Annotated in this window: 24 protein-coding genes, 1 tRNA gene and 1 pseudogene; 15 read left to right on the top strand and 11 right to left on the bottom strand. The window is 38.6% G+C overall.

Features of this window, described 5'->3' with window-relative positions:
* Window positions 1-518: 518 nt before the first annotated feature.
* The 5 genes from C9J42_RS02785 to C9J42_RS02765 all read right to left on the bottom strand — a co-directional run bounded on the left by C9J42_RS02785 (window position 519) and on the right by C9J42_RS02765 (window position 4,023).
* Window positions 519-995: an N-acetyltransferase gene (locus tag C9J42_RS02785; protein ID WP_107301632.1), complete on the bottom strand. Its 477-nt coding sequence runs from the start codon at window positions 993-995 to the stop codon at window positions 519-521.
* A 727-nt stretch (window positions 996-1,722) separates the two neighbouring features.
* Window positions 1,723-1,813: transfer RNA gene (locus tag C9J42_RS02780), tRNA-Ser, on the bottom strand.
* 86 nt (window positions 1,814-1,899) lie between these two features.
* Window positions 1,900-2,691, bottom strand: coding sequence for a phosphorylase (locus tag C9J42_RS02775; protein WP_107301631.1), 792 nt, complete (start codon window positions 2,689-2,691; stop codon window positions 1,900-1,902).
* 21 nt (window positions 2,692-2,712) lie between these two features.
* Entirely contained in the window at window positions 2,713-3,108 is a 396-nt protein-coding gene (locus C9J42_RS02770; protein ID WP_107205815.1) for a hypothetical protein, read from the bottom strand.
* Window positions 3,109-3,561: 453 nt separating this feature from the next.
* Window positions 3,562-4,023, bottom strand: coding sequence for a hypothetical protein (locus C9J42_RS02765; RefSeq protein WP_233218461.1), 462 nt, complete (start codon window positions 4,021-4,023; stop codon window positions 3,562-3,564).
* 259 nt (window positions 4,024-4,282) lie between these two features.
* Between C9J42_RS02765 and C9J42_RS02760 the strand changes: the two genes are divergently transcribed.
* Both C9J42_RS02760 and C9J42_RS21675 read left to right on the top strand, forming a co-directional pair.
* Window positions 4,283-4,636, top strand: a complete 354-nt coding sequence (locus tag C9J42_RS02760; protein ID WP_107205813.1) for a DUF6404 family protein — start codon at window positions 4,283-4,285, stop codon at window positions 4,634-4,636.
* Window positions 4,637-4,648: 12 nt separating this feature from the next.
* Window positions 4,649-5,062, top strand: a pseudogene (locus C9J42_RS21675) (MFS transporter); the annotation flags it as partial.
* Window positions 5,063-5,150: 88 nt separating this feature from the next.
* Here C9J42_RS21675 and htpX read toward each other — a convergent pair.
* Window positions 5,151-6,038 carry a protease HtpX gene (gene htpX / locus C9J42_RS02755; protein WP_107205812.1) on the bottom strand — a complete coding sequence of 296 codons (888 nt, stop codon included), beginning with the start codon at window positions 6,036-6,038 and terminating at the stop codon, window positions 5,151-5,153.
* A 448-nt stretch (window positions 6,039-6,486) separates the two neighbouring features.
* On the opposite strand from htpX, the gene C9J42_RS21580 reads away from it, so the two are divergent.
* A complete protein-coding gene (locus C9J42_RS21580) occupies window positions 6,487-6,648 on the top strand; it encodes a hypothetical protein (RefSeq protein ID WP_199186999.1) in 162 nt (53 codons plus the stop codon).
* A gap of 89 nt (window positions 6,649-6,737) precedes the next feature.
* Here the strand turns inward: C9J42_RS21580 and bioD are convergent, their stop codons facing one another.
* From bioD to bioB, 4 genes are read right to left on the bottom strand one after another with little or no spacing between them, the layout of a single operon-like run.
* Window positions 6,738-7,418, bottom strand: coding sequence for a dethiobiotin synthase (gene bioD, locus C9J42_RS02750; RefSeq protein WP_107205811.1), 681 nt, complete (start codon window positions 7,416-7,418; stop codon window positions 6,738-6,740).
* Window positions 7,411-8,235, bottom strand: a complete 825-nt coding sequence (bioC, locus tag C9J42_RS02745) for a malonyl-ACP O-methyltransferase BioC (protein WP_107245391.1) — start codon at window positions 8,233-8,235, stop codon at window positions 7,411-7,413. The genes bioD and bioC overlap by 8 nt, the downstream gene beginning before the upstream one ends.
* Window positions 8,228-9,412: an 8-amino-7-oxononanoate synthase gene (gene bioF / locus C9J42_RS02740; protein WP_107301630.1), complete on the bottom strand. Its 1,185-nt coding sequence runs from the start codon at window positions 9,410-9,412 to the stop codon at window positions 8,228-8,230. The genes bioC and bioF overlap by 8 nt, the downstream gene beginning before the upstream one ends.
* Window positions 9,399-10,451, bottom strand: a complete 1,053-nt coding sequence (bioB, locus tag C9J42_RS02735) for a biotin synthase BioB (protein WP_107205808.1) — start codon at window positions 10,449-10,451, stop codon at window positions 9,399-9,401. Before bioB ends, bioF begins: the two co-directional genes overlap by 14 nt.
* A 215-nt stretch (window positions 10,452-10,666) precedes the next feature.
* On the opposite strand from bioB, the gene bioA reads away from it, so the two are divergent.
* The 9 genes from bioA to C9J42_RS02690 all read left to right on the top strand — a co-directional run bounded on the left by bioA (window position 10,667) and on the right by C9J42_RS02690 (window position 20,375).
* Window positions 10,667-11,950 carry an adenosylmethionine--8-amino-7-oxononanoate transaminase gene (gene bioA, locus C9J42_RS02730; RefSeq protein ID WP_107260745.1) on the top strand — a complete coding sequence of 428 codons (1,284 nt, stop codon included), beginning with the start codon at window positions 10,667-10,669 and terminating at the stop codon, window positions 11,948-11,950.
* Between the two features lie 157 nt (window positions 11,951-12,107).
* On the top strand, window positions 12,108-12,677 hold the full coding sequence (locus C9J42_RS02725) for an LON peptidase substrate-binding domain-containing protein (RefSeq protein ID WP_107205806.1): 570 nt from the start codon (window positions 12,108-12,110) through the stop codon (window positions 12,675-12,677).
* Between the two features lie 124 nt (window positions 12,678-12,801).
* Entirely contained in the window at window positions 12,802-13,374 is a 573-nt protein-coding gene (locus C9J42_RS02720) for a sigma-70 family RNA polymerase sigma factor (RefSeq protein ID WP_107205805.1), read from the top strand.
* On the top strand, window positions 13,364-14,065 hold the full coding sequence (locus C9J42_RS02715; protein ID WP_107205804.1) for a ChrR family anti-sigma-E factor: 702 nt from the start codon (window positions 13,364-13,366) through the stop codon (window positions 14,063-14,065). The genes C9J42_RS02720 and C9J42_RS02715 overlap by 11 nt, the downstream gene beginning before the upstream one ends.
* A 647-nt stretch (window positions 14,066-14,712) precedes the next feature.
* A complete protein-coding gene (locus C9J42_RS02710; protein ID WP_107245398.1) occupies window positions 14,713-16,296 on the top strand; it encodes an L-lactate permease in 1,584 nt (527 codons plus the stop codon).
* Window positions 16,297-16,395: 99 nt separating this feature from the next.
* Window positions 16,396-17,115: a (Fe-S)-binding protein gene (locus C9J42_RS02705; RefSeq protein WP_107294072.1), complete on the top strand. Its 720-nt coding sequence runs from the start codon at window positions 16,396-16,398 to the stop codon at window positions 17,113-17,115.
* A gap of 12 nt (window positions 17,116-17,127) precedes the next feature.
* Entirely contained in the window at window positions 17,128-18,540 is a 1,413-nt protein-coding gene (locus tag C9J42_RS02700; protein WP_107301629.1) for a LutB/LldF family L-lactate oxidation iron-sulfur protein, read from the top strand.
* A gap of 16 nt (window positions 18,541-18,556) precedes the next feature.
* A complete protein-coding gene (locus tag C9J42_RS02695) occupies window positions 18,557-19,309 on the top strand; it encodes a lactate utilization protein C (protein WP_107301628.1) in 753 nt (250 codons plus the stop codon).
* 163 nt (window positions 19,310-19,472) lie between these two features.
* Window positions 19,473-20,375 (top strand): LysR family transcriptional regulator, encoded by a 903-nt coding sequence (locus C9J42_RS02690; protein WP_107205799.1) that lies wholly within the window; start codon window positions 19,473-19,475, stop codon window positions 20,373-20,375.
* A gap of 49 nt (window positions 20,376-20,424) precedes the next feature.
* Here C9J42_RS02690 and C9J42_RS02685 read toward each other — a convergent pair whose 3' ends face one another.
* Window positions 20,425-21,639 (bottom strand): ROK family protein, encoded by a 1,215-nt coding sequence (locus tag C9J42_RS02685; RefSeq protein WP_107205798.1) that lies wholly within the window; start codon window positions 21,637-21,639, stop codon window positions 20,425-20,427.
* A 275-nt stretch (window positions 21,640-21,914) separates the two neighbouring features.
* On the opposite strand from C9J42_RS02685, the gene queE reads away from it, so the two are divergent.
* The 3 genes from queE (at window position 21,915) to C9J42_RS02670 (ending at window position 26,550) form a co-directional block, all read left to right on the top strand.
* Entirely contained in the window at window positions 21,915-22,583 is a 669-nt protein-coding gene (gene queE / locus C9J42_RS02680; RefSeq protein ID WP_107245403.1) for a 7-carboxy-7-deazaguanine synthase QueE, read from the top strand.
* Window positions 22,584-22,857: 274 nt separating this feature from the next.
* Window positions 22,858-24,258, top strand: coding sequence for an asparagine--tRNA ligase (gene asnS, locus C9J42_RS02675; RefSeq protein WP_107205796.1), 1,401 nt, complete (start codon window positions 22,858-22,860; stop codon window positions 24,256-24,258).
* Window positions 24,259-25,248: 990 nt separating this feature from the next.
* Window positions 25,249-26,550 (top strand): GGDEF domain-containing protein, encoded by a 1,302-nt coding sequence (locus C9J42_RS02670; RefSeq protein ID WP_107301627.1) that lies wholly within the window; start codon window positions 25,249-25,251, stop codon window positions 26,548-26,550.
* The last annotated feature ends 28 nt before the right edge of the window (window positions 26,551-26,578 follow it).

Below are 26,578 nucleotides of genomic sequence, written 5' to 3'. Positions count from 1 at the left end.
TAAGCATTTTTTCTTATTTAAAACGAAGTCTAAGCGTAAAAATTTACGACTTGCATTATAACTGGACAAATAAACAGGTTGCTTCGTTAGCAGAAATCAAAAATATCTCGCCTAAATTGATATAGGAGTAACACAAGTACGAAAAGAAAGAGAATGGAGATAAGAGAGATGGAGATAAAGCAGGGTTCATATCCATGTTTAAGAATTATTGTGGCTTGTAGTCATAATAAGAAACAGCTTCAAGCGATCCAATTTATGTTCATGTTAGCCGGGCAACTGACGTTGCCCTCAAGCAATAATACAGAGCATATAAAAGCCCAACCCTTTTGCCCCAGCTACAAACATGTCATGCAATTAACAGGAATATTTCGCCCCAGATAACCGACGCTCAATAATAAGGATAACGCTCGACTTCTTTTTAGCATCACTCTTCATGATATTTCCAATATTTATATAAGGTGGCTTGGACTTGTCCAACACTTCGGATAGGTCAGCTACGCGACACATATCCTTATCTGTTATAAAGCAGTTTTCATCTGGATCAAAGGCCATTTCTGTCCATTGAACTCTCTAAATTTTGGCTCTTTGTCTACAGTTACAAAACCATAGGATTTGTAGCAATTATAAGCGGTTACATTCTCAGCAAAAACAGCCAAAGTCACAACATTGAACTGTTCGCACTTCCTGACTTCTTCGATGGAAAGTGCGATTAAAGCCCTGCCAAATCCACGCCCTCGATATTTAGGGTTAATGGCGACTCTACACAAACGTATTTCAGTTTCACTGATGTGCTGAAGTTCGATGAAACCAAGCCTGTCATTTCCATCAGATAAAACAAGGAACTCAATTTCTGGAAGCTCACTACGGATTACCATTTCAGCTTCAGAAAGTGGCCAACCGAACATCCAGCCACCCCAATATAGGGATTCCTTTTCAGTTGAAAACCATGAAATGACTTCAAATGCATCTTGAGCTACGAATTTTCTTAAATTCACGAAACTTCCTTATCCCGCTGATTTTGAATCAATTAGATTAAAGCTAAACCACACTAAATGCTCTTACTTTCTAATTTCTAGCGCAGATGCTGATTCTGCTTTATAACAGTATATTAATAAGCATTCTTACTTTTACGCTTTATTAATACAGCAAATATTCAACATTCTAATAAATAAAAACATTTATTTTCATTAACTTAGTCGAAAAAAACCTTTTAATTGATTAATTGCTCTCGATAAAAGTAAGAACTGTTTTTAACCCGTCGTGTTAAAAACACAGCTATGAATATTACATCCTATATATCAATGCCTTATAAATAGAAGCTGAAATAATTAAGCATTTTTTCTTATTTAAAACGAAGTCTAAGCGTAAAAATTTACGACTTGCATTATAACTGGACAAATAAACAGGTTGCTTCGTTAGCAGAAATCAAAAATATCTCGCCTAAATTGATATAGGAATAACACGAGTACTAAAAGAAAGAGAATGGAGATAAAAGAGATGGCGACAAAGCAGGGTTTCATCTCCATGTTTAGGCATTATTGCGGCTTGTGGTGATGATAAGAAACAGCTTCAAGCGCAGTTCTTTAGGTAGAGAAAGGTATGTAATAAAGACAGGAAAGTAGTTTGTCCTGAAGCCTTTGTAGCACTCCATTGGCATCAGTAGTTTCAATACGCTAGATACGAAAAAGCCGCTGATTAATCAGCGGCTTTTCGTTTTAAATATGGCGGAGAGATAGGGATTTGAACCCTAGATACGCTATAAACGTATGCCGGTTTTCAAGACCGGTGCTTTCAACCACTCAGCCATCTCTCCATGGCGCGAATAATAGCGAAGTGAATACCGAGTGTAAATAGTAATAAGTGCTATCTGGACAGTCTTTAATCGAATTTAACGGATTATTATTTAGGAACACCGCAATCTGTTAAAAAACGTTCAAAACCGTAATTTTCTAGCCATTGCAATTGTTCAGTTGAACTCACCAAAAAGCGGCCAATAAAATTCACCCCATGCCCTTTTATTTCGCCAACTTGATTCTTTGTGCGAGGAATAAGCAACATCCAACGTTGTGTTAATAATATATTATACGGGTGACATTCTGTTAAACCATTGATACTCGATGTCATATACAACTGCATTGATTCCATAACCGACAAATAATGCTGGTAAAGATCTGCTGCATTTAAATATTCGAATCTCATCAAGTCATGTTTAAAGGGTAATAGTCCCTGAAGAATTGTCTTTTCTAAAGGCAGTGATGTTCTAATAAGCTGCATATGCCGATGCATTTGACTAGAACCTGCTATCGCACCTGAATTAAAAAAACCTAAGACGCTATCATCCGTTATTCCTTCTATCCAAGCTTCAAAATCCTTTAACACTAATGGCGACGTTTGCGGAATATAATTTTTCGCACAGATAAGTAGATGAGGAACAACAATAGGAAATTTATTTAATAAACAAACGTGTTGCTCTCCAATCGTGTTGATATATGCTGAAGGATTATATGGTGATACAAACGGATCATGAGTGGCTACAGATGGAGAATGTTTAACTTTCATATTCTCTGTCTCAACATTAACAATAAACTCTATCCCATTTTGCACAATGATAAGATCGTTTGTTATTAACGGTAGTAACTCGCCTGACGCTAAACCCTTGTTCGACTTTTCATAACCGATATCCCACAGCATATTCTTTCCTTTACCACTTATTTAATAGTCTTCATCAATCTCAGGAGTACACTCTTCACAGCTTTGTAACGCAATCTCATGTTTAAACATTGCAACACCTTCTGATGTCATATGCTCTGAAATGAGATCATTCACTTCGGTTGAATCTTCTGAGTTAACTTGTCCATGGTTAATTTCATGTTCAGAATAACCATAATAGTTCAGTAGCAAATAATCGCGCGCTTCATCTTCTGAACATATGATACTGACTGAAAAATACTCTTCATAGTCTGTATTTGATTGAGAGATAACGCTTTTTATCTGTTCAAGCACATCGTCTTTCATACTTGGTGTAAACCATCCAAGTTCAGTTTTAGCCATTCGTTTATGACAGATAAAGCAAGGTAAATCTTCGCTGTAATATTTAAAGTTAGTCATTGTGAAACTCCATAAAAGAGATACACGACAAAATATTCCTAATATAAATAAAATAATAGCTATAAAAATGGAATTTTGTGTTGCGTTTTGAGCTTTTATTCTAAAAATAATAACGTTAGCGAGATCATATGTTTTATAAATATAATCTCTTTACTTATTTTATTGACTCGAGATCACAAGTTAACAACTTTGTTATAAATTTTATGTTTTTAATAGCTATTCTTAAATAATCATAAATTGAATGCTTAACAGGATGTAAGATAAGCATTAGCTCTTAAATGGATTAGGAGGTTCAATCGGAGTGCAAAATAATAAAGAAACAAAAAAACAATGGATTATACCAGCAGGGATCAGCTTACTTATGGCTGTTCTCGGAGTAGTTATTCTATCTCCATTTATTAATATTTAATTTAAATGGGGAGTTCCTTCTCCCCATTTACTTGTTACTAAACATTAACTTACAGATTCCATATTGAATGGATAATAATATTTTGGCATCTTCGCAAGCCGATTAATGTTTTGTCGTTCTTCTTCTGTTAATGCTAAATTATCTCTTGCAGTATATAAAGCGGATTGAAATATAAGCCAACTATTTAGAAATAATTTATCTCCTGTTTTAGCTGTATAATCCAATAACTTATATGTAAAATCTTTTTCTTTTTTTATAACACACCGCTGAAGAGCCATATTATTCAATTCATTAAGTATTATCTTTTTTCTTTCTAAAGGTTGGCTACTTAACCATGAGTCATTAATAGGTTTTAATTTTCTATTTTCAAGTAATTGACATTGATGAATTTGGTTCTCATATTCTTGTTTAACTTTTAACAACTGCATTTTCTCTGAAGAGCTATTTATGCTTAATGAAAATGAAGGAAAAGAGATAATTAAAAATATATACAATAACTTATACACTTATAGCTACTCAATAAGAAATAATGCTTCGGTGAGAAACATTAATTAAATGATGTTTTATATCTCGGTCGGCAACCTTACAGCAATAATTAATGCAAAACAATAAAGACATTTATCGATAAAAAACACAAATCACAACCATAAAAATTTCTTTATTAATTTATTAGCTTTTCATTTTAATTTGATTGTTTAAACTCATTTTTTACTACAAAATAATAACGCTGTCTTTTTCACATACACTATGTTTAGGGATAAAATAATGCATTTCGAACAGCAATTAGCCTTAGCACATCAAGAATTAACGCGCTATGGCATTCAGCCATCGAATAGTCATCCTATCAGCTTTCAATTATTGCACTGGTCAGGATTACAAGCACCTCTCCCTCATTATGGCCATTTCAAAACCAACTTTTCCATTTTTACTGCATGGTATAGTCTTATTTTTGCGATTATTTTCATTCTTGCAGAGATAATCAGCGATACGCCTATTGCTCTTTTTTCTGCTATTTTTACCTCTCTATTTGCAGGCATAACCGCAGGTATTTCAATGGCTACGTATTATTACTACAGCGCAAAGCGTTTTAATTTAAGCCCTTGGCATCAGTTAAAATAATATTAATTATAGAGCCAAACACAACCAGAAGCCTTAAAGGAGTATTTCAAAACAAAAGCTTTGATTTATTCACTTAGGTTTCTTGTCTGCGGTTTTCAGGTTATGTTTATCGCGACGCACTTACCAAACTATTTCGCAGATAAAGACTTACCTGCACCAATCGCTGCTATGGCGCAGACCTATGTCGGTATCTTTAATATCCTGGATCTTATTTTTGGGGCATTTGGGGTGACCGATTCGACAAACGCGATGAAATAGCATCACTCTACCTGCAAGAACAGGCGTCATTACTGCGTTTTTACACTGCCTGTAACTGAAAATACTGCGGTTATTTCTGATGGGGCTATCGTTTTTTGTTGACTGGGGACTGTGCCATTAACTTCTGGCCTAGTTCGACAAGCCTCTTTCTCGTTTTACTTGCTCACTACGCAAGTTAAACGCAAAAAAAACCCTACTAATTTTCATTAATAGGGCTTTATTTAACGCTTTCTAGTTGAGAAAGTGTCTTTGTCGATTACTTGTTTAAGTACTCGCCTTGACGAAGTGCTTCAATACGTTTTTCTAGTGGTGGGTGAGTCATGAATAATTCAGATAATGACTTCTTACCATTAATACCAAACGCCATCATTGAACCTTCTAATTGTGGCTCGTGGCTCACTTTTAGACGCTCAAGTGCTGCGATCATCTTCTCACGACCAACAAGCTTTGCAGAACCCGCATCAGCGTAGAATTCACGATGGCGGCTGTACCACATTGTTAGAATACTTGCTAAGAAACCAAATAGAATTTCCATGATGGTCGATACGATAAAGTATGTCATGTAGCTACCGCCACTTTCACCTTCTTCATCGTTATTGTTCACACCACTGATTGCGCCAGCCACTAAACGTGAAACGAAAATAACAAAGGTATTCACAACACCTTGCATTAACGTCATTGTTACCATGTCACCATTCGCCACGTGACTCACTTCGTGAGCAAGTACAGCTTCAGCTTCATCACGTGTCATACTGTGTAATAAACCTGTAGAAACAGCGACAAGTGAATCATCACGTTTCGCACCTGTTGCAAATGCGTTAATATCTGGCGAATCATAAATCGCGACTGTTGGCATACCAATACCCGCCTGTTGTGCTTGGCGAGATACTGTTTCCATCAACCAGTGTTCTGTTTCGTTACGTGGGCTTTCGATAACCACACCACCAACAGAACGAAGGGCCATTGACTTTGACATCATCAAAGAAACCAATGAACCACCAAAACCAAATAGTGCAGCCATAACTAGCAAACCAGAAAGGCTACCGGGTTGCATCCCTGTTACAGCATAAACAATGTTCAATACAACACTGAACACCAGCATTACTGCTAAGTTTGTTAATAAAAACAATGCAATACGCTTCATATTTCTAATATTCTCCACTTAGAAATTATTTCAATTCCTACCGTTATCAGTAGAATCGATGCTATCTCTTAATACTGACTCTATAGTAAACAAAGTCTGTAACTTAACACTATATTCAATGAATATACGTATGATTTAAAGAGTTTAATTGTTACTAATTCTTTATATATGTTCAAAGTGGCAATTTATCAATAGCGAACACAGACAAAGGTTTTGCTTTATTTTTTTAATATCCTCAATCTATGACGTTCTTTAATCCTCTTATCCCTCATTAATATAAAATTAATATCATATTTACCATAATCATTAACTGCATAATATCAATAAGTTACGAACAATAAATGTGCACTATCTTACTTATTAGACTTTAGTCTTATTGCCTCAGAAAACATTCTCTACTATTGTGGCTGTGTTTATATTAGACAAAATGTTGAACCAGGGAGGATTCATGGCTAGTAAAGAGAATTACCAAGTTGCCGTTGATATTTTACGTTGTCACCTTGGCATGTCTTTAGAAGAAGCACATAAAGAGCTGGGTATTGATCAGGTATCAAAATCATCAGCAACAGAAACACAAGAATTACTCATTGGCCTTAACCAAGATAATTAATTGTGTAATACCGCGGTCAGTTATAAAGATAAAGGCACTCAATGAGTGCCTTTATCTTATTCTGTGTATAAAAAAACGATGATTAAACGCTATAACCCAAGCTTTTCTAATTGAATATACGATGATAAATCACGCCTATTAATACCTGGCATATAAGGAATTTCCCCTAATTTCACACCCGGTAAATTAAGCTCTAGCATTTTTATCATTTCTGCGTAATTTTCAACTCCAGGGTTAACCCGATTAGCAACCCAGCCAACCAGCTCTAAACCATCAGCTTCAATAGCTTCAGCCGTAAGCATGGCGTGGCTTAAACACCCTAATTTAATGCCTACCACTAAAATGACAGGTAACTTTTCTTGTTTAACCCATGTAGACAAGAAATCGGTACGTGTAACGGGCACACGCCACCCCCCCGCTCCTTCCACTAATACCACATCAGATTTCGCTTTAAGGTGTGCTAAGCCCTGTGAAAGCACATCAAAATCAATGGTTTTACCTTCTCTTTCTGCAGCCAAATGCGGCGAGACCGGATCTTTAAATGTATAAGGGTTCACTTCTTGATAAGTAAGCTCAACCGGCGATGCTTGTTGTATAAATAAAGCATCTGAATTGCGAAGTCCTTCGGCTGTTTCTTCACTGCCTGAAGCGATAGGCTTGTAACCTGCCATTTGAATATTGTGCTGACTGGCCGCTTGTAAAATAGCGCGACTACTGACTGTTTTACCGACTTCGGTATCCGTCCCAGTAAGGAAAAAAGCATTAGTCATTAATTAAAACTCCAAAACAAACTTGATACGTGGCGGGTAATAAATGGCTTTCATCACGATAGGCATCATAGGCATGCTCTAACGCGTTCAATGTTTTACGACCTAATAACACATTTTTCCTTTTTTGTTGCAAATGTGTAGCGCCAATGCCTTTTAGATCTTTCATTAACCCCAATGCTGATGGGTAATGAACGACTATGGGTGAGAATACTAATTTATCTATCTGTGTTCCTGTTTGCGCCAGCGCAACTTTTATTTCATTTTCTGTTTTAAAATCATTAACATGTTGATATTGATCAACTTGTGCCCACGCATCTTTTAACTCATTTAACGAGCCATCAACCAACGTTGTGAAAAAGATCATACCGCCCGGCCGAACAATACGCTTTAATTCTTGAAGTGGTACAGCTAAGTCATCACACCACTGTAACGCCAAGCTACTAAATGCAATATCATAGCTATTGTCTGCCAATGGCAAATTTTCAGCATCAGCCAATAGATAATCACAATCACTATTACAGCGTTGCTTGGCTTGCGCTAACATTTCTAAAGACAGATCAACTGCCGTCACATTAAAGCCAAGCTTTACCAATTCCGCACTAAAATAGCCCGTACCACAACCTACATCGATCGCTTTTTTATGGCTTCCTACGGCATGAAGATGAGGTAATTCCTCTAATAATAAATGCCCAACTTTACGTTGAAATGCCGCGGCGTTATCGTAATTTTTTGCCGCTTTACCAAAAGCCGATGCAACCGCTTGTTTATTTATTGGCATCGCTGGCTCGGTATTTAACGCCGTATTAAATTTATCCATTATATTGCTCATTAATTACCTCATTTAATGATGCAGCAAGCAGACGAATATCTTTATCATTATGTGTCGCTGTTAATGTGACGCGAAGACGAGCTGTATTTTGAGGAACCGTCGGAGGACGAATTGCACCTACCCATAATCCACGCTGTTTTAACTGCTCAGATATCGCGATAGTTTGTTCACTACTACCAATAACTATCGGTTTTATAGGGGTAATGGTGTACTGCAACGGTATAGAAGCATCGAGGTGCTGGGTGAACAAATCACTTAACGCTGTTAATTTTTCTCGTCGCCAAGGTTGTTGCTGTATCACTTCACATGCTTTACTTAATGCATAGGCTTGAGCTGGCGGCATCGCTGTTGAGTAAATAAAGTGTCGTGCAAACTGAATCAAATATTCAGCAGTGTCGTTATCACATAATATTGCAGCGCCTTGGAGCCCAAACGCTTTGCCGAATGTGATCACTAAAATATCTGCTTTTATTCCGCTCGCAGCACAACTCCCTCTTCCTTCATCGCCAAGTACACCACACCCATGTGCATCATCAACCAATAACCAACTTTTTTGTTTATCACAAACATGACGTATTGCTTTAAGCGGTGAACAATCACCATCCATGCTAAATACGCCTTCTGTAATCACCATTCGTGCTTGGTTAGGTTCAAGGACTTGTTTATCAAGTAATCTATCTAGGGCATCAATATCATTGTGTGGAAAACGCTTCATCATTGCTGGTGATAACATGCCCGCTTCCATCAATGAAGCATGATTCAACTTATCTTGGTACACACTGTCGTGCTTTTGTAATAGCGTAAAAAGCAAAGCTTGATTTGCGCTAAATCCGCTACTGAAAAGTAACGCCCTGTCATAACCGAGCCATTCCGATAATTGCGCTTCTAGATTTGCATGGGGAGAGTGATAACCTGTCACTAAGGGTGATGCGCCACTGCCAGCACCATATAGGCTCAACCCTTGCTGCCATGCTTCGATGATTTCAGATGACTGTGCTAATCCCAAATAATCATTACTTGAAAAGTTAACAAATGATTGTTGATCCGCAGAAATGTGTCCTGATTCATTACCCAGCTTACGAGATAAACAAGTACGGCTACGATAAAGCCTTTGTTTATCTCGTTCTGCTAACGCATGGCGAAAGCGTTGACTAAACAGAGGCATCGTAAAAGATGTCATCTTTAGTCGGGCGAGATGCCACACGTTGTGCCACTTTGCCTAATAATTCATGCTCTTGAACTTCATCAGGTTTCGCTGCTTGTTGCTCACTGTTAATCCCTAACTTAGCAAACAACTGCATGTCTTTATCTTCACCTGGGTTTGGTGTTGTCAGTAATTTGCAACCATAGAACACAGAATTAGCACCCGCCATGAAACAAAGCGCTTGCATCTGCTCATTCATGTCTTCACGACCAGCTGATAAACGTACCGCTGACATTGGCATAATAATACGGGCAACCGCAATAATACGTATAAAGTCAAAAGGATCGACATCATCAACACTTTCTAACGGTGTCCCTTTCACTTTGACCAACATATTAATCGGTACACTTTCAGGGTGAACAGGCAGGTTCGCTAGCTCAACCAATAATCCGGCGCGATCACGCGAGCTTTCACCCATTCCAATGATCCCACCTGAACAAATTTTCATCCCAGCATCACGAACATGAGATAACGTATCAAGTCGATCTTGATAAGTACGTGTGGTGATAATATTGCCGTAGTATTCAGGGGAGGTATCAAGGTTATGGTTGTAATAATCTAAACCAGCATCGGCAAGCGTATCGGCTTGATCACTGGTGATCATACCCAGCGTCATACACGTTTCTAAACCCATTTCTTTTACGCCTTTAACCATATCGAGTAGATACGGCATGTCGCGCTCTTTCGGGTTCTTCCAAGCCGCTCCCATACAGAAACGGGTTGCGCCTGATTGCTTTGCTTTATTTGCAGCGTCTAGGACACGCTCAACTTCCAATAAGCGTTCCTTATCTACATCGGTACGATAATGAGCACTCTGTGGGCAATACTTACAATCTTCAGGACATGCGCCTGTTTTAATCGAAAGCAAAGTACTGACTTGTACTTGATTAGGCTGATGATATTGACGATGTACTTGCTGTGCTTCAAAGACTAAATCCATAAAGGGTTTATCGAATAAAGCTTGGACTTCCTCTACTGTCCAATTATTACGTACTTCCACAGTCTGACCTCAATTATAGTTATCTTACGACTCACAAGGACTTGCTCGATCCTTCATGTTTACCTGATGTTTCACAGCTCTATTTGTTAACGTCTTGTTTCACTTTTACTAAGTAAAAAGCTATTAAATGATAACGCTATGAACTATTACTACTTGGCTAGTCTACTAACAGCACGTAGACTGTCAACTATGGATAATAACAGAGGTTTACATCTGTGCAAAAAACGAACAATGTAGATGTTAATTTTGATAAAGAACACGTTTGGCATCCCTATACATCAACAGTTACTCCCCTACCTTGCTACCCTGTTACATCAGCCCAAGGCGTTTATCTCACCCTTGAAGATGGTACGCAGTTAATCGATGGTATGTCATCATGGTGGTCGACTATTCATGGTTATAATCACCCAGTTTTAACTGAAGCGGCAAAAGCACAGCTTGATAAAATGTCACATGTGATGTTTGGTGGTATCACCCACCAGCCAGCCGTTGATTTGTGTAAAAAACTCATTTCCATCACCCCAGATCCTTTAGACAAAGTGTTTCTTGCCGATTCTGGCTCTGTTGCCGTTGAAGTTGCTCTTAAAATGGCATTGCAATATTGGCACGCACAAAATGAATCTCGCGCAAAATTTTTAACGGTTAGCCATGGCTATCACGGTGATACTTTTGCCGCGATGTCTGTGACTGATCCCACCAATTCCATGCATAGCATTTATAAAGGGTTTTTACCTGAGCATATTTTTGCCAAATCGCCAGAATGTGGATTTGGGGATAATTGGGATGAAACTGACATTGCTGACTTTGAAGAAAAAATACGTCTTCATCATCATGATCTTGCTGCGGTGATTATTGAACCCATTGTTCAAGGTGCAGGTGGCATGCGTTTTTATCATCCAACGTATTTAAAACGTATTCGTGAGCTCTGTGATCAATACAATGTTTTACTTATTGCTGATGAGATTGCTGTCGGATTTGGTCGAACAGGTAAATTATTCGCCTGTGAACACGCAGAAATAAGCCCTGATATTATGTGCTTAGGTAAAGCGTTAACGGGTGGATATATGACCTTGTCAGCCACGCTGACCACCAAGCATGTCGCCGATACCGTATGCAGCGGTGAAGCGCAATGCTTTATGCATGGACCAACATTTATGGGGAATCCCCTTGCTTGTGCCGTCGCAAACGCCAGTTTAGATTTATTAGCAGAAAATAAATGGCAACAACAAGTCAAAAATATAGAGCAGCAATTAGCGCAGGAACTGCCAGTAATTGCAGAACTTGAAAATGTAAAATCTGTCCGTTGGTTAGGTGCCATCGGTGTGGTTGAACTGCATCACCCTGTTGAAATGAAAAGTATTCAAGAGAAGTTTGTTCAACAAGGCGTTTGGGTTCGCCCCTTTGGCAAACTTGTCTATATTATGCCGCCATTCATTATTAGCTCTTCACAGCTAACCCTACTGACGACTGCAATTAAAAAAGTTATAAGTTCAATATAACGGTCATTAATTCTAGCGAAAATATCGCATGATTTATCATAAAGCAGACAAAAATCTTATTTATGTCTGCTTATACTTTAGGTCATGATGCCAGTACTAAAAATAATAATAATTTAAGTACAGTATCGATGAGAGTACGTCAGCTAGGGCTAAGATTATGCAAATACCTCTGTTTCCACTAGATGTTTATCTATTACCAGGCGGGATCAGCAAATTAAGGATCTTTGAACCTCGTTATATCAAACTGGTAAAAATTGCAGCTACAAACAAAAATGGATTCGGTTTGTGCATGTCAATCGATAATACGATCTGCCACTTTGGCACACGCGTAGTTATCACTGATTTTGATTCCTTACCAGACGGTGTATTGAGTATCACAATTCAAGCCGTTGAGTTATTTCTTATTGACGATCATTGGCGTGATGAAGACGATCTTTTCTTTGGCAGGATATCTTCCGTCCCTAATTGGCAAAGTACTGATATTAACTATACCGATGTTGAGATAGCAAACAGCCTTAAAGTACTTTTCCAAGAACATCCAGATCATGCAAGCTATTACCCTGCCCCTAATTTTGAAGACATGACATGGGTATGTCAGCGCTGGCTTGAAATTTTACCCTTAGAAGTCAACCAAAAGCAGTGGTTCATGAGCCGAAACGACCATACTGCCGCCTTATCTTTTCTACACACGGTAATTGATGATAATTTGCAGAAAAATGATCCATAACTAAATTAATGACGTATCACTATGTAACTATTCACTATTTATATCAATACACATTGAGATTATGTCTATTATTACATACCCTAATTCTCAATCTAGTCATCATTATAGGTTGAGAACACCCACAATGAATGAGATCAGTATTGAGCAACAAAAACAATTACTCGTTAGTGTAGCAACAGACCGTGATAAAACGGCCTTTTCCGCTATATTTTCTCATTTTGCGCCAAAAATCCGCTCTTATGGTTTAAAACACCTCAAGCATGATGCGAATGCGATGGAGCTTGTTCAAGAAACAATGCTTACTGTTTGGCGTAAAGCACACCTTTTTCATCCTGAGAAAGGGGCAGTATCAACATGGGTTTACACAATAATGCGTAACCAATGCTTTGATATTCTACGTAAGCGTCAAGCAACAAAAGAAGATAATTACAGTGATGATATCTGGCCTATTTTTGAACAGAGACTCGTCACAACATCTGATGATCCAAGTAACGAACAGCTCAGTGATGAGCTCGTTACATTAATAGCAACATTACCAAAAAATCAACAAGTTGTAGTGAAGGAAATTTATCTCAATCAGCGTTCACATCAAGAACTTGCCGATCAGTTAGGACTCCCAGTGGGGACCGTAAAATCAAGGTTACGCTTAGGCTTGCAAAAGCTGCGTTCGCATTTGGAGAGTGACGATGCCTACTAATAATATATCGTTAATCAAACATCACCCCAATAAACAATTACTCGAGCAACACATAGAAGGTAGATTACCCCTTTCTATGTCGCTGGCTGTGGCAGCACATATTGAACTTTGCCCTCATTGCCAACAGTTAGAATCACAATTAACACCTCAAATTGCCAATGCTTCTTGGGCGCAAGCAAAAGATGCACAACGTGATTTACAGCATGATCTTAAAGTAGATGCATGTTTTTCTGCCATGCTGAGTGACATTACAGAGAGTAGTGATGACAATACGCCATACCATGAGCCAGAGTCCCTTACTATTGAATGTAAAGGTATAACCTATGCATTACCGAGAGCATTCACTAAATTTCATCAGTTAAATTGGCGCAATTTAGGGAAAATTAGTCGTGCTCGATTACCCTTTGAAGAAGGTGAAGTCAGATCCAGCTTATTGCACATAGGCAAAGGCGGTACTATCCCGACTCATACTCATAAAGGCTACGAACTTACGCTGTTGCTTGCTGGGGATTTCGAAGATGAAAACGGGCACTATGTTGCTGGTGATTTTATCTTACTTGATGAGTCACATTCAGGACACAGCCCAAAAACTTCTGAAGGGTGCCTTTGCTACACCGTGTCAAATGCCCCACTTCATTTTACTCAAGGTGTGAGCCAACTGTTTAACAGTATAGGTAAAGCCATATACTAAGACTTACTTACAGCCTCTCGCTAAATTCCTTATAGCTAGAAATACCGTTGAGAGGCTCTATAACCCTATTCATTTATTGACTAATTGCATTTATAATTTTTCACTTCACCTCGACAATATATATTTAACCTGACCATTCATTTACAATTTCAAATATAAGAACAACCTTATTTATAATATAAACAAAATAACGTCGTTTTATATTTCCATTCTTATACAAAAATAAAATCGCACTTGTAGTTTAATTACAACAAATACGATTTCATTTGAAAATAAGTCTTATTTTATTTTTTACTAAACTTATCTATTATTCAAAAAATTAGCATCTTTATTAGGTTGGAATCGCAAAATGTTTGTTTCCAATACTCACCTAATCAATTATTAAACACTCTCTCCAGAAACACACAACTCATTGATTATAAATAAATATAAAAACAACCACTGATACATAATTGTCAACTAGCATCACATTTCTTTTATTTTTCATCACCTTTGGGATTAAAAAATAGATAGTCATCATCTATTTCCAACCTAAAATACTCTTCCCACTGTGGTTATACGTTCAGTTATTACGTGTCACTCAGTAAATAATTAAAAATAACAACAAAACAATTTCGTGAAACAACGAAATAACTTAGGTGGGAAATATGTTAAATCTTGCAATATCGGTTATCCCTATTTTGCTTTTAATTTGGATGATGACAAAAAAGAATGCGTTACCATCACATATCGCATTACCAGTGACGGCACTCATCGTTGGTTTTTTACAACTTGTCTATTTTGGTACAGACAGCCAACTTTTAGCCGCAAACGTCATTTCTGGTGCATTATCCGCGATAACGCCAATATCAATTATTGCAGGTGCTATTTTATTAAATCGTACGTTAAACGTATCTGGTGCTGAAGATGTGATTCGCCAATGGTTAGAAGGCATCAGTAAAAACCAAGTCGGTCAGTTGATGATTATTGGATGGGCATTCGCTTTTATGATTGAAGGCGCATCGGGGTTTGGTACCCCGGCAGCAATTGCAGCGCCGATATTAGTCGGTCTTGGTTTTAATCCATTACGTGTAGCCATGCTAGCACTGGTTATGAATTCTGTTCCAGTCTCTTTTGGTGCAGTGGGTACACCTACATGGTTTGGTTTAGGCAACTTAGGACTTCCCGATGCAGAATTGCTTGATGTCGGTCGCCTATCAGCAATTATGCATACAGCAGCAGCGGTAGTTATTCCCGTCATTGCGCTTAAGTTTGTTGTTAACTGGCAACAAATAAAACGCAACTTTGTGTTTATCCAACTAAGCATTTGGTCATGTACTATACCTTATGTATGTCTAGCCCAGTGGAACTACGAGTTCCCAGCATTGATCGGTGGCGCAATTGGCTTAACGCTGTCGATTATTTTTGCTCGTTACAATATTGGTTTAGAAAAGCAGACAGATGCTGACAACGATGAAAAATTAGCAAGATTACCATTTGGTACTGTTTTTAAAGCAATGGCGCCAACACTATTACTGATTGTTATTTTAATCGTAACCCGTATTAAGCAACTTGGTCTCAAAGGCCTATTAAATGATGCAACGCCGATGTTACATCTAAATGTAGGTTTTGCTGATTTACATCTTAGCCAAGCGTTAATCATTCAGCTTAGTCATATTTTAGGTACAGATACATCTTGGGCATATAAAACACTCTATGTGCCGGCATTAATTCCGTTTTTTGTGGTAGTGCTTATTTCAATTCCTTTCCTAAAAATGAATATGCAGCAAACAAAACAAGTATTTAGTGATACCGCATCACGCATTAAAACACCGTTTATCGCCCTAGTAGGCGCGTTAATTATGGTGAAGTTTATGATGATTGGTGGAGAGCACTCACCCATTATGACAACGGGTAATGCCTTTGCTGATCTAATGGGTAAAAACTGGCAATACTGCGCCGCTTATTTAGGTGCGCTTGGTGCTTTTTTCTCAGGATCAGCAACCGTTTCAAACCTAACCTTTGGCGCAATTCAGCAGAGTATCGCGCACAATGTTGGGTTGCCTGAAACCACTATTTTAGCCATGCAATCTGTTGGTGGTGCGATGGGTAATATGGTGTGTATTAACAATATTATTGCGGTATCGACCATTCTTGGTATTGCAAATAAAGAAGGCTACATCATTAAGCGTACAGTGATCCCTATGATTTTGTACGGTGTGATTGCAGCATGTGTCAGCATTTTTATCTAATTGTCCCTACATAACATTAGATAAATGATTGGCTTGCTTTCGGGTAAGCCAATCTCAAATATGAACAATCAGGCGGTAACCCGCCACTGGAGCAATAAAATGAAGGTAAACTTTTTTGTCACCTGCCTAGGCGATACAGTAAAAGCTGAAGTTGCCAAAAAAACAGTAGGTTTACTAGAACAACTTGGCTGCGATGTGATCTTCCCAGAACGTCAAGGTTGTTGTGGTCAGCCTGCATTAAATAGTGGCTACATTGAAAAAAGTAAGCCGGCAATGAAAAGTATGATCCAAGCTTTTGAGATCAATGACTTCCCTATCGTAACCCCTGCCGGTTCTTGTGCGGCTGCGGTTAAAAAGTACCCTGAGTATTTAGCAGATGAACCAGAATGGGCAGAGCGCGCGAAAAAAGTCGCTGATCGTCTGTTCGAACTAACACAATTTGTTGTACGTCAGCTAGGTGTTGAAAACGTCGGTGCTCGTCTTGAAGGTAAAGGTGTTTACCATCCTTCTTGTAGCTTGATCCGTAAACTTGGCGTACGTGAAGAACCTCTACTTCTTCTAAGCAACGTTGAAGGACTTGAGCTTTTACCTATCGAAAACCAAGAAACATGTTGTGGTTTTGGCGGTACATTCTCTGTGAAAATGTCTGAAATCTCCGGTGAGATGGTGACAGAAAAAGTGCGTCACATTAAAGCAGTAGAGCCTGATTTCTTAATCGGCGCTGATATTAGCTGCTTATTAAATATTGGTGGTCGTATTAGCCGTGAAGGTCAACCAATCAAAGTGATGCACATTGTTGATGTGCTGATGAGTCGTTAAGAGGTCATTATTATGTCAATGAAAACAAGCAACCAAAAATTTAAAGATCGTATTCATGTAAAAATGAAAGACGAGTCTATGCGTGCCGCTGTTGCTAATGCACAAGAACGTATGTTCAAAAATCGCGCTGTTGCTGCGGAGAAACTCGGTAACTGGGAAGAGTGGCGCGAAATGGGTATGGATATCCGTAACCATGTGCTTGAAAACCTAGACTACTACCTACAACAACTTAGCGATAACGTTGAAAAGAACGGTGGTCATGTATTCTTTGCAGCAACAGCTGAAGATGCAACTAACTACATCGAAAAGATTATCCAGCAAAAGAATGCGAAAAAAGTGGTTAAGTCTAAATCCATGGTGACCGAAGAAATCGGTATGAACCAAGTGATTCAGCGTAATAACTGTGAAGTGATTGAAACCGATCTTGGCGAATACATTCTTCAAGTCGATGATTGTGATGCGCCATCACACATCGTTGTACCAGCACTACATAAAAACCGTACTCAAATTCGTGATGTTTTCAACAAGAAACTCGGTTACGAAGGTTCTTCTGATCCAGAAGAAATGACACGTTTTGTTCGTCAACATATTCGTCATGATTTCCTTGAAGCAGAGATCGGTATTACTGGCTGTAACTTTGCTATCGCAGAATCAGGCACCGTCACCCTTGTTACCAATGAAGGTAACGCACGTCTTGCAACCAGCCTACCGAAAACGCATATCGCGGTAATGGGTATGGAGCGTATCGTTCCTACGTTTGAAGAATTCGATATTGTTGCGAGTTTGCTATGTCGAAGTGCAGTAGGTCTACCTCTAACAGGTTATGTGACAGCACTTACAGGTCCTCGTGAAGACGGTAACTGTGATGGTCCTGAAGAGTTCCACTTGGTGATTGTAGATAACGGTCGTTCTAAAATTCTTGGTTCTCAATTCCGCTCTATCCTACGTTGTATCCGTTGTGCAGCGTGTGTTAACACGTGCCCTGCATACCGCCATATCGGTGGTCAATCTTACGGCTCAATCTATTCAGGCCCTATTGGTGCGGTACTTTCGCCACTACTTGGCGGCTATGAAGATTTTAAAGATCTACCCAATGCTTGTAGCTTATGTCGTGCTTGTCATGACGTATGTCCGGTGAAAATCCCATTGTCTGATTTGCTGCTTAAACACCGTCAAATCATGGGTGAAGAGAAAATCACAGATTCCATGGAGCGAGCTTCCGTCAGTGGATTTAGCTTTGTAAATGCTCACCCTGCACTATGGGATAAAACCGTTAAGATCGGTGCTATCGTTGCAGGTAAACTGATTAAAAATGGTCAATTACCATTTAAAGTTGGTCTACTAAACGCATGGACTCAGACGCGTGATTTACCAAACCCATCGGGTGAGTCATTCCGCAGTTGGTTTAAAAACAAAAATAAATAATTAAGGAGCTTTCCGTATGTCATCTCAAAATGAGCAACGCATTTATAATCGCGATAGTTTCCTTAACAACATCGCTAAACAACTTGGTCGTGAGCGTATTACTACCCCAGTAGAGCGTCCGAAACTAAAATATAACTGTCACAAAGACGTATTTGCTGATAAATCACAAGATGAATTAAAAGATATCTTGGTCGAATACACGCAGTCTTCTTTAGGCGCACAAGCTGTTGTGACAACCAAAGCACAGTTAGCAGAAGCACTGCGTAATGTTTGTTTCAAATATTGCAGCGAAGACGAAACAAACATTGATCCTGTTGGTGAAACCATCTTTACCGCAGATACTCGTCTACTTAACATTATTGACCCGAAAGATTTGAGCGCCGATAAGCATGGTGTTTACATTTGGGATCACTCGGCGGGTTACGAAGCAAACATCACAGTAGCTGAACGTGCAAAAGTTGGTGTTGTATTCGCTGAACAAGCGTTAGCAGAATCAGGCACAATGGTACTTTACAGCAACCCAGCACAGGGTCGCGCAGTAAGCCTATTACCAGAAGCTTCTGTATTCGTTGTACCTAAAAGCTCAATCGTTGCTCGTTTAACACAAGCAACTGAGATTCTGCATCAAAAAGCCATGAACGGTGAACGTGTACCTTCATGTGTTAACTTTATTTCAGGTCCGAGCTCGACAGCAGATATCGAGCTGATCAAAGTTGTTGGTGTGCATGGGCCCGTCTTTGCCACCTACATCATTATTGATGATATGTAAGCTTACTTATCACCAATAGTGATAGCAAACTAGTAGGATACTAGTGGTTAAGCACATTACGGGAATACGAATAACGCAGTCTTCGGGCTGCGTTTTTTTATCTAGAATTTAATCTTTTTAAGTATATAATCCTTCGCCTATTAGGCTTTAAGTGGGATAAATAATGCCAGCTATCGATGATCTCGTTTTATTCACTCAAGTTATTGAACATGGCTCATTCAGTAAGGTTGCTGAACTCAATAATGTGACTAAATCCGTTGTTAGCAAGCGTATTAGTAAACTTGAAACCGAATTAGGCTTACAACTTATATATCGCACCACACGAAAGCTAACACTCACAGAACCCGGTGAAGTCCTTTACCATCGTGCTAAAAGTATCAACCATGTTGCTCAAGCTGCTTTTGACTCTGTGAAGGGCTACAGCGAAGCACTCTCTGGTAAAATTCGGATGTCAGTACCGACAATTTCAGGCGAATTAGTATTAGCAAAAGCCGTGTCTGATTTTTGTCAGAAACACCCCGGTCTTTCGGTTGATATGTCGCTAAACAATCACTTTGTCGATCTCGTTGCTGATAACTACGATTTGGTGATCCGTACCGGTTATCTCGAAGATTCAAGCTTAATCGCTCGTCATATTTTTAATTCTCGCTGGGTAATATGTGCCTCACCCGCTTACATTGAACATTATGGCAAGCCAGAAAAACCTAAAGATCTCAATAGCCATAATTGTCTAGGTTATAACCCTCAAAGTACTGGCCCTTTTGACTGGCAATTTATTAAACAAAATAAAATTTACACTCAAAAAGTCAGCGGAAACTTTTCATCCGACAATGCGATAGCGTTGAAAAAAAATGTCCTCGCAGGTAATGGTATCGCTTATCTACCCAATTGCTTAGTTCATGATGAATTAGAGCGCGGTGAGTTAGTTGAATTGCTCTCGGCACATGCGGGTAAAGTGGTGGGGATTTATGCTGTCTATCCGTATACCAGAAAACCTGCTAAACGGATTCAAGCACTGATTGAACATATTCGAGAAAGCTACATGGAAATTAAAGAAAAATTCTAATCTCCATGTAGTATCAATTAGTTATAGCAATCACTTAAATCAAATATAATTAACCGTCGACGAGTTTCATCAATAAATGTCCATCGTACAACGCTTGTTTAACCAAAGCCGCTCCCGGCATCGTCGCTTGAGTGTAAAAACAGCTTTCTTCTATTTCTAAGCCATCGAAATAAACAGGTAAGGTTTGCGAGCTAATACGATCCATAATCGCAGGATAGAGTACCGATTTAGCACGATTAAACTCCCCACCAATCAAAATGCGCTGGGGGTTAAATAGGTTAACCATTATCGCAATGGCTTGCCCTAAATTATGACCTAACTCCACAATAATTTGTCGCGCTAAACTGTCACCTTCTACTGCCGCATCACATACTGATTCAATCGTTAAAGGCATATGATTTAGCATAGATTCATGTCCTGCTTTAAGCTGCGTTTTCACTTGTTCTAAAATGGCCTGTAAACTCGCAACGGTTTCTAAGCAGCCATGATTACCGCAAAAACAACGTTTGCCAAACGGCTTAATTTGAATATGCCCAAGCTCACCCACGTTACCGGTTTTCCCTTGCAGCACATTATCATCAAGGACAATCCCCGCCCCCACACCATGATGAATAGAAATCAAAATGGAGTTTGCAATACCACGAGAATTACCGAACAATTTTTCTGCTAAAGCCCATGAACGCGTGTCATTACCGATAAAAACAGGCAATCCAGTTTCATTGTGAATAATTTCACCCAAGGGTAAATTAGACACATTATAATGTGGCATCTGTAATACCATACCTTCACTGGAATTAACTAACCCTGGTAATGACACTGCAATCGCTGTCATTCTGTCTAGTTCGCTAACATGATTGGCAAAGAAAATGTTTATTTCAGCTAATAACTTTTTAACCACATCTTCTTGATGCAGTTGCTCAATATCTTGACGTTCTTCTACTAGAATTTCGCCGCCAAGTGCATGTAAAGCAATAGTAAGATAACCACGACCTAAACGAATAGATAAAAATTGCCACCCTTCATTGGCAGGAACTAGCCCAATAGCAGGTCGTCCACGGCTGCTCGGTTCTTGAAATTGCGTTTCTTTAATTAAATGCGCATCAATTAATTCACGGGTGATCTTAGTAATACTTGCGGGGGCAAGTTGACTGCGTTTAGACAATTCAATGCGTGAGATCGGCCCATACAAATCAATTAGTTTATATACGCTGCCGGCATTATTTCTTTTTATATGATCGATATGGCCTGGCTGAGCGACGTACATGTCGATACTCCTGAGAAAAATCAGCTTAAAAACCTTCGGAAACTAATTTTTTTACTTTGCGAAGTAATTGTGAAGCCTCTTATCGTCAGTACGTGACAAGTATCACTATCAACGACTAAAGACATTGAGTTTCGCTTCTGCGATAATGAAAAAAAGGCTTTTTTGCCTACTCTTTTTTTTAATTAGCGGATTTATTTCACGCAGTAACTTTTCTAATAATGATCATGTTTCATTGACACTAGAATGGTTATAGACGTGAAAATAAGAGGTTCAACGTGTACAAAATTAACGAAGTATTCGAAACAATTCAGGGTGAAGGTGTATTTACTGGCGTGCCTGCAATTTTTGTTCGATTACAAGTCTGCCCTGTTGGCTGCTCATGGTGTGACACCAAACAAACTTGGACAGCAGAGCCACAAGATTTAGTTAGCTTAGAGCAGATCATGGCTAAAACTGGGGACTCACCACTTTGGACTAATCTTGACGCTAATGGTGTAGTGCAATTATTACAAGATCAAAAATATACGGCTAAACATATTGTTATTACAGGCGGTGAACCTTGTATTTACGATCTTCGTCCTTTAACTCATGCACTAGAAAAAGCTGGCTTTAATTGTCAGATCGAAACCAGTGGCACATCTGAAATTCAAACCAGTGATAATACTTGGGTAACGGTATCACCAAAAATTAACATGAAAGCAAAGTTGCCCGTTTTAGCTTCTTCCCTCGCGCGTGCTAACGAGATCAAGCACCCTGTCGGCACTAGCAAAGACATTGAACAACTTGATGCGCTCATTGATGGCGTGACGCTAAAACCTGATGTCACGATTGCGCTTCAACCTATTAGTCAAAAGCCACGTGCAACAGAACTATGTATTGAAACATGTATTCAACGTAACTGGCGTTTATCGATCCAAACACACAAATATCTAGCCATCGCTTAATCGCTCTGTACTTTGCTTGATTTATAAAACATTTATCAAAAAACCGCTTCGCTTTAATGTTTTACAACGCTAAAGCGAAGCGGTTTCTTGCAAATGACCGATAATTAACCAACTATCACCTCAAATTGCCTATTTCTTTCATCAATTTATCATTTGATTGATATCAATACTTGATGCTTGTCGTAAGAAAGGTAATATTGCTAATACATAAATATCTTTAAGCACGAGATACTTTAATTCCAAAGTCAGTGCCTAAACGGAGAATGATTTAAACATGACTTACGCGCCTGTAACAGACGTATTAAGCGGCAAACTAGCGGTAGACAGTGAAGTTACTGTTCGCGGTTGGGTTCGCTCACGTCGTGATTCCAAAGCTGGGATCTCTTTCCTTGCCATTTATGACGGCTCTTGTTTCGACCCGATTCAGGCCGTGGTCCCTAATGAGTTAAATAATTACCAGGATGAAGTACTTAAGCTTACAACTGGTTGCTCTGTTGAGGTTACCGGTACAATCGTAGCATCTCCTGCTAAAGGTCAAGATTTTGAACTAGCAGCAACCAACGTGAAAGTCGTTGGTTGGGTTGAAGATGCAGATTCTTACCCGATGGCTAAAACTCGTCACTCAATTGAGTACTTACGTGAAGTTGCACATCTTCGTCCACGTACTAACGTGATCGGCGCTGTTGCACGTGTTCGTAACTGTCTATCTCAAGCGATCCACCGTTTCTACCACGAGCAAGGCTTCTTCTGGATGTCTGCACCACTTATCACAGCATCTGACTGTGAAGGTGCCGGTGAAATGTTCCGTGTATCTACGCTAGACATGGCTAACATTCCAATGACTGATAAAGGCGAAGTAGACTTTGACAAAGATTTCTTTGGTAAAGAAACTTTCCTAACAGTCTCTGGTCAGCTAAATGCTGAAGCATATGCGTGTGCACTAAGCAAGGTTTACACTTTCGGCCCAACATTCCGTGCTGAAAACTCAAACACAAGCCGCCACCTAGCTGAGTTCTGGATGGTTGAGCCTGAAGTTGCATTCGCAGAACTTGACGATGTAGCTAAACTTGCTGAAGACATGCTGAAGTACGTATTCAAAGCGGTACTTGAAGAGCGTCGTGACGACCTTGAGTTCTTTGCTCAACGTATCGACAAAGACGCAATTTCTCGCCTAGAGAAGTTCGTAACATCTGACTTTGCACAAGTTGATTACACTGATGCAATTAAGATCCTTCAAGACTCTGGCCGTAAGTTCGAGTTCGATGTTGAGTGGGGCATTGATATGTCTTCTGAGCACGAGCGTTACCTTGCAGAAGAACACTTCCAAGCACCTGTAATTGTTAAGAACTACCCGAAAGACATCAAAGCATTCTACATGCGTTTGAATGACGACGGTAAGACAGTAGCAGCGATGGACGTATTGGCACCTGGCATTGGTGAAATCATCGGTGGTTCTCAACGTGAAGAGCGCCTAGACATTCTAGATGCACGTATGATTGAGATGGGTCTAGATCCTGAGCACATGGGTTGGTACCGCGATCTACGTCGTTACGGTAGTGTTCCACACGCTGGTTTCGGTCTAGGCTTTGAGCGTCTAGTCTCTTACGTAACTGGTATGGGTAACGTACGTGACGTGATCCCATTCCCACGTACTCCACGCTCTGCAAACTTCTAATCGTATTTAGTTTAGAATTGCAAAACGCAAAAAGGCTGCCCTATTGGCAGCCTTTCTTTTATCATCCATTTTGAAGAAATCTGATTAACAATGACATTAAACGACGTTAATCATTAAAGTCTAGGTTGTTAAACGGCACAGGTTTTGAGTAATAATACTCTTAAATCTTCTTATCAAGAGATATAATAGGTTGATAATACGAAATAAATTCATTATTTTTTCACCCTACTCCTAATAACTTTTTAATCCCAGCTGAGAATGAAATAGTCAAAAATACCCGCTGCGATCAAGCACAATAATAAGAAATATATTAACCAGTAATAATAAATATTTCTCTGGTTTAATTTATCTTTTAAATAACGATTAACGACAACCAGTCCATTCAAATGACCTAAATCAGAACACATTATGAACCAACTTGTGGGTGTAAAACTATCATCATATTCAGAATGAAAAGATAAACACTTATTACAAAAATGATTGGAAAGTCAATGAGTCCGTTCGAAGTGCTTAGTTTATCAGCTCCTATTTTTACACCAATATAGCGGATATCATGACTATCATATTCTAACACTCTTAATTGTATTTGAGCGGCTTTACTACACGTTGATATTTTTCGATTTATTGTCTTTCTAACCAATAATCTGTATCTAATTTTTTGCCATAATCTTTTATATCAGAAGCAATAGTCGAATAGGTAATAAGGTAAGATAACCAAGATGCAGTTATCTTTTCGAATCCATAACTCATGAAAATAAGAATAGCAGTCAGCTGTCTTGATATTTTTACAATAGGATTAAAAACACCGCTATGACCTTACTCAAAACCCATAAATGTGCTTTAATTGTATCTAATATGAATAAAAAAAATTCGATAGATTTTACTTCTTGATACAATAAAATATCCTCATCAAAGAGATGGCAAATATGTTTGAATTTATACTTTTAAGATATAAAATCCCATCCTTCATTTCTTGTATTGATATTGCAAATGTTTGGTAAGTTGACAAATAAAAAAAAAAGTTTAATCAGTAGCCTTAAACTTTTCTCTCTTTTATTCATAGGAATATCAGGTGGATATTTCGCTTACAACGCCTATCATTTAGACGAATTTCATGAGCAATATTTTGAAAAAATTAATTCTATTTACTCTGTAAGTCGACGTTTTAGTTCATATTACAACAATACAAGCACCACCTTTATCCCAAAAGGGTTGCACGATTACAATGACGTTGACGTTTGGGTAAAAAAACCTTCAGATGTGAAATTATTATCAACAGGAATAAACCGTCTTCGCTCTCAACTCGATGAGCTTACAGATAATAACATCTGGACGATTGCTGTTTTTGAAAATCCTGCTGACTATGTCCATTTTGATCCCGCTAGACCCCTTTATTTAGAACTTTATAAAAATAATCATGACAACGATATAATAAAGCGAATTATTAAACGAGAGGGTCTTGGTGAAACTTACCGCTATTTTTATGGCTGTAATTTAAAATTGACTGAAAGGTATGTAGAAGAAGGATCTAACCAAAATATCAGATCATTATATTACCCTATCTACAATAATCGTAAGTTAGATGCATTGCTGGCTATTGATATAAAAAGTAACTTACTTCATGAAGCACTTAAAAGTTACAATAACGAATTCAAAACGGTGCTTTATGAAAACCCAGCAAAGCATGGCTATAACATAAAAGAACTATTACCTTGTGCTAGCCAAGATCCCTTTTATGTAGGTGTAAACTTATTGGCTATTTTAAAAGTATCGCTTACGCCTGCATTATTTTTAACCTTCATGATTCAGCTATTACGTTCAAGATTGAAAAGAAGAAAATTTTCGTTACAACGCGATCTTATGACGCATTTCTATCGACGTGATTACTATGAGAAAAAGCTTCTTTCTCAAAAAAGCTTCTATTTGTTAATTATTGATATTGATAACTTTAAGTCTATAAATGATACCTATGGTCATGAAATGGGCGATGAAGTAATACGGACTGTCGCGGAAAGAATTAATCAATGTATCCGCCAAAGTGATATCGCTATACGTTGGGGCGGGGAAGAATTTATTTTAAGCTTCCCGGTTATGACAAAAGAGCAATTAGAGCTGAAGGCAGAAGAAATACGACATATTATTCAGGTATACCCTATCCATGGGATTGATGTCACAATTTCAATTGGGGGTACGGTGTCGGACACATTATCATTTACTGAAGCATATAAAGTTAGTGATGATGCGTTATATCAGTCAAAACATAACGGCCGTAATCAATCAACGATTATTTAATGACGTTATTGCTGACGACTGCTTACTT

Origin of the sequence: Photobacterium sp. GB-56 (assembly GCF_003026105.1) — a bacterium.
GTDB lineage: Bacteria > Pseudomonadota > Gammaproteobacteria > Enterobacterales > Vibrionaceae > Photobacterium.
The sequence above is the reverse complement of the archived record's forward strand: the minus strand, read 5'-3'. Positions and strand labels throughout refer to the sequence as shown.

Excerpts from the sequence above, each read along its gene's own strand:
- C9J42_RS02725 (WP_107205806.1), top strand. The coding sequence starts at position 12,108 with ATGCAAATACCTCTGTTTCCACTAGATGTTTATCTATTACCAGGCGGG.
- C9J42_RS02685 (WP_107205798.1), bottom strand. The coding sequence starts at position 21,639 with ATGTACGTCGCTCAGCCAGGCCATATCGATCATATAAAAAGAAATAAT.
- C9J42_RS02690 (WP_107205799.1), top strand. The coding sequence starts at position 19,473 with ATGCCAGCTATCGATGATCTCGTTTTATTCACTCAAGTTATTGAACAT.
- C9J42_RS21580 (WP_199186999.1), top strand. The coding sequence starts at position 6,487 with ATGGCTAGTAAAGAGAATTACCAAGTTGCCGTTGATATTTTACGTTGT.
- C9J42_RS02710 (WP_107245398.1), top strand. The coding sequence starts at position 14,713 with ATGTTAAATCTTGCAATATCGGTTATCCCTATTTTGCTTTTAATTTGG.
- C9J42_RS02760 (WP_107205813.1), top strand. The coding sequence starts at position 4,283 with ATGCATTTCGAACAGCAATTAGCCTTAGCACATCAAGAATTAACGCGC.
- C9J42_RS02670 (WP_107301627.1), top strand. The coding sequence starts at position 25,249 with ATGTTTGGTAAGTTGACAAATAAAAAAAAAAGTTTAATCAGTAGCCTT.
- bioF (WP_107301630.1), bottom strand. The coding sequence starts at position 9,412 with ATGCCTCTGTTTAGTCAACGCTTTCGCCATGCGTTAGCAGAACGAGAT.
- bioC (WP_107245391.1), bottom strand. The coding sequence starts at position 8,235 with ATGGATAAATTTAATACGGCGTTAAATACCGAGCCAGCGATGCCAATA.
- asnS (WP_107205796.1), top strand. The coding sequence starts at position 22,858 with ATGACTTACGCGCCTGTAACAGACGTATTAAGCGGCAAACTAGCGGTA.
- C9J42_RS02775 (WP_107301631.1), bottom strand. The coding sequence starts at position 2,691 with ATGCTGTGGGATATCGGTTATGAAAAGTCGAACAAGGGTTTAGCGTCA.
- htpX (WP_107205812.1), bottom strand. The coding sequence starts at position 6,038 with ATGAAGCGTATTGCATTGTTTTTATTAACAAACTTAGCAGTAATGCTG.
- C9J42_RS02770 (WP_107205815.1), bottom strand. The coding sequence starts at position 3,108 with ATGACTAACTTTAAATATTACAGCGAAGATTTACCTTGCTTTATCTGT.
- C9J42_RS02695 (WP_107301628.1), top strand. The coding sequence starts at position 18,557 with ATGTCATCTCAAAATGAGCAACGCATTTATAATCGCGATAGTTTCCTT.
- C9J42_RS02705 (WP_107294072.1), top strand. The coding sequence starts at position 16,396 with ATGAAGGTAAACTTTTTTGTCACCTGCCTAGGCGATACAGTAAAAGCT.
- bioD (WP_107205811.1), bottom strand. The coding sequence starts at position 7,418 with ATGACTAATGCTTTTTTCCTTACTGGGACGGATACCGAAGTCGGTAAA.
- C9J42_RS02720 (WP_107205805.1), top strand. The coding sequence starts at position 12,802 with ATGAATGAGATCAGTATTGAGCAACAAAAACAATTACTCGTTAGTGTA.
- C9J42_RS02715 (WP_107205804.1), top strand. The coding sequence starts at position 13,364 with ATGCCTACTAATAATATATCGTTAATCAAACATCACCCCAATAAACAA.
- C9J42_RS02700 (WP_107301629.1), top strand. The coding sequence starts at position 17,128 with ATGTCAATGAAAACAAGCAACCAAAAATTTAAAGATCGTATTCATGTA.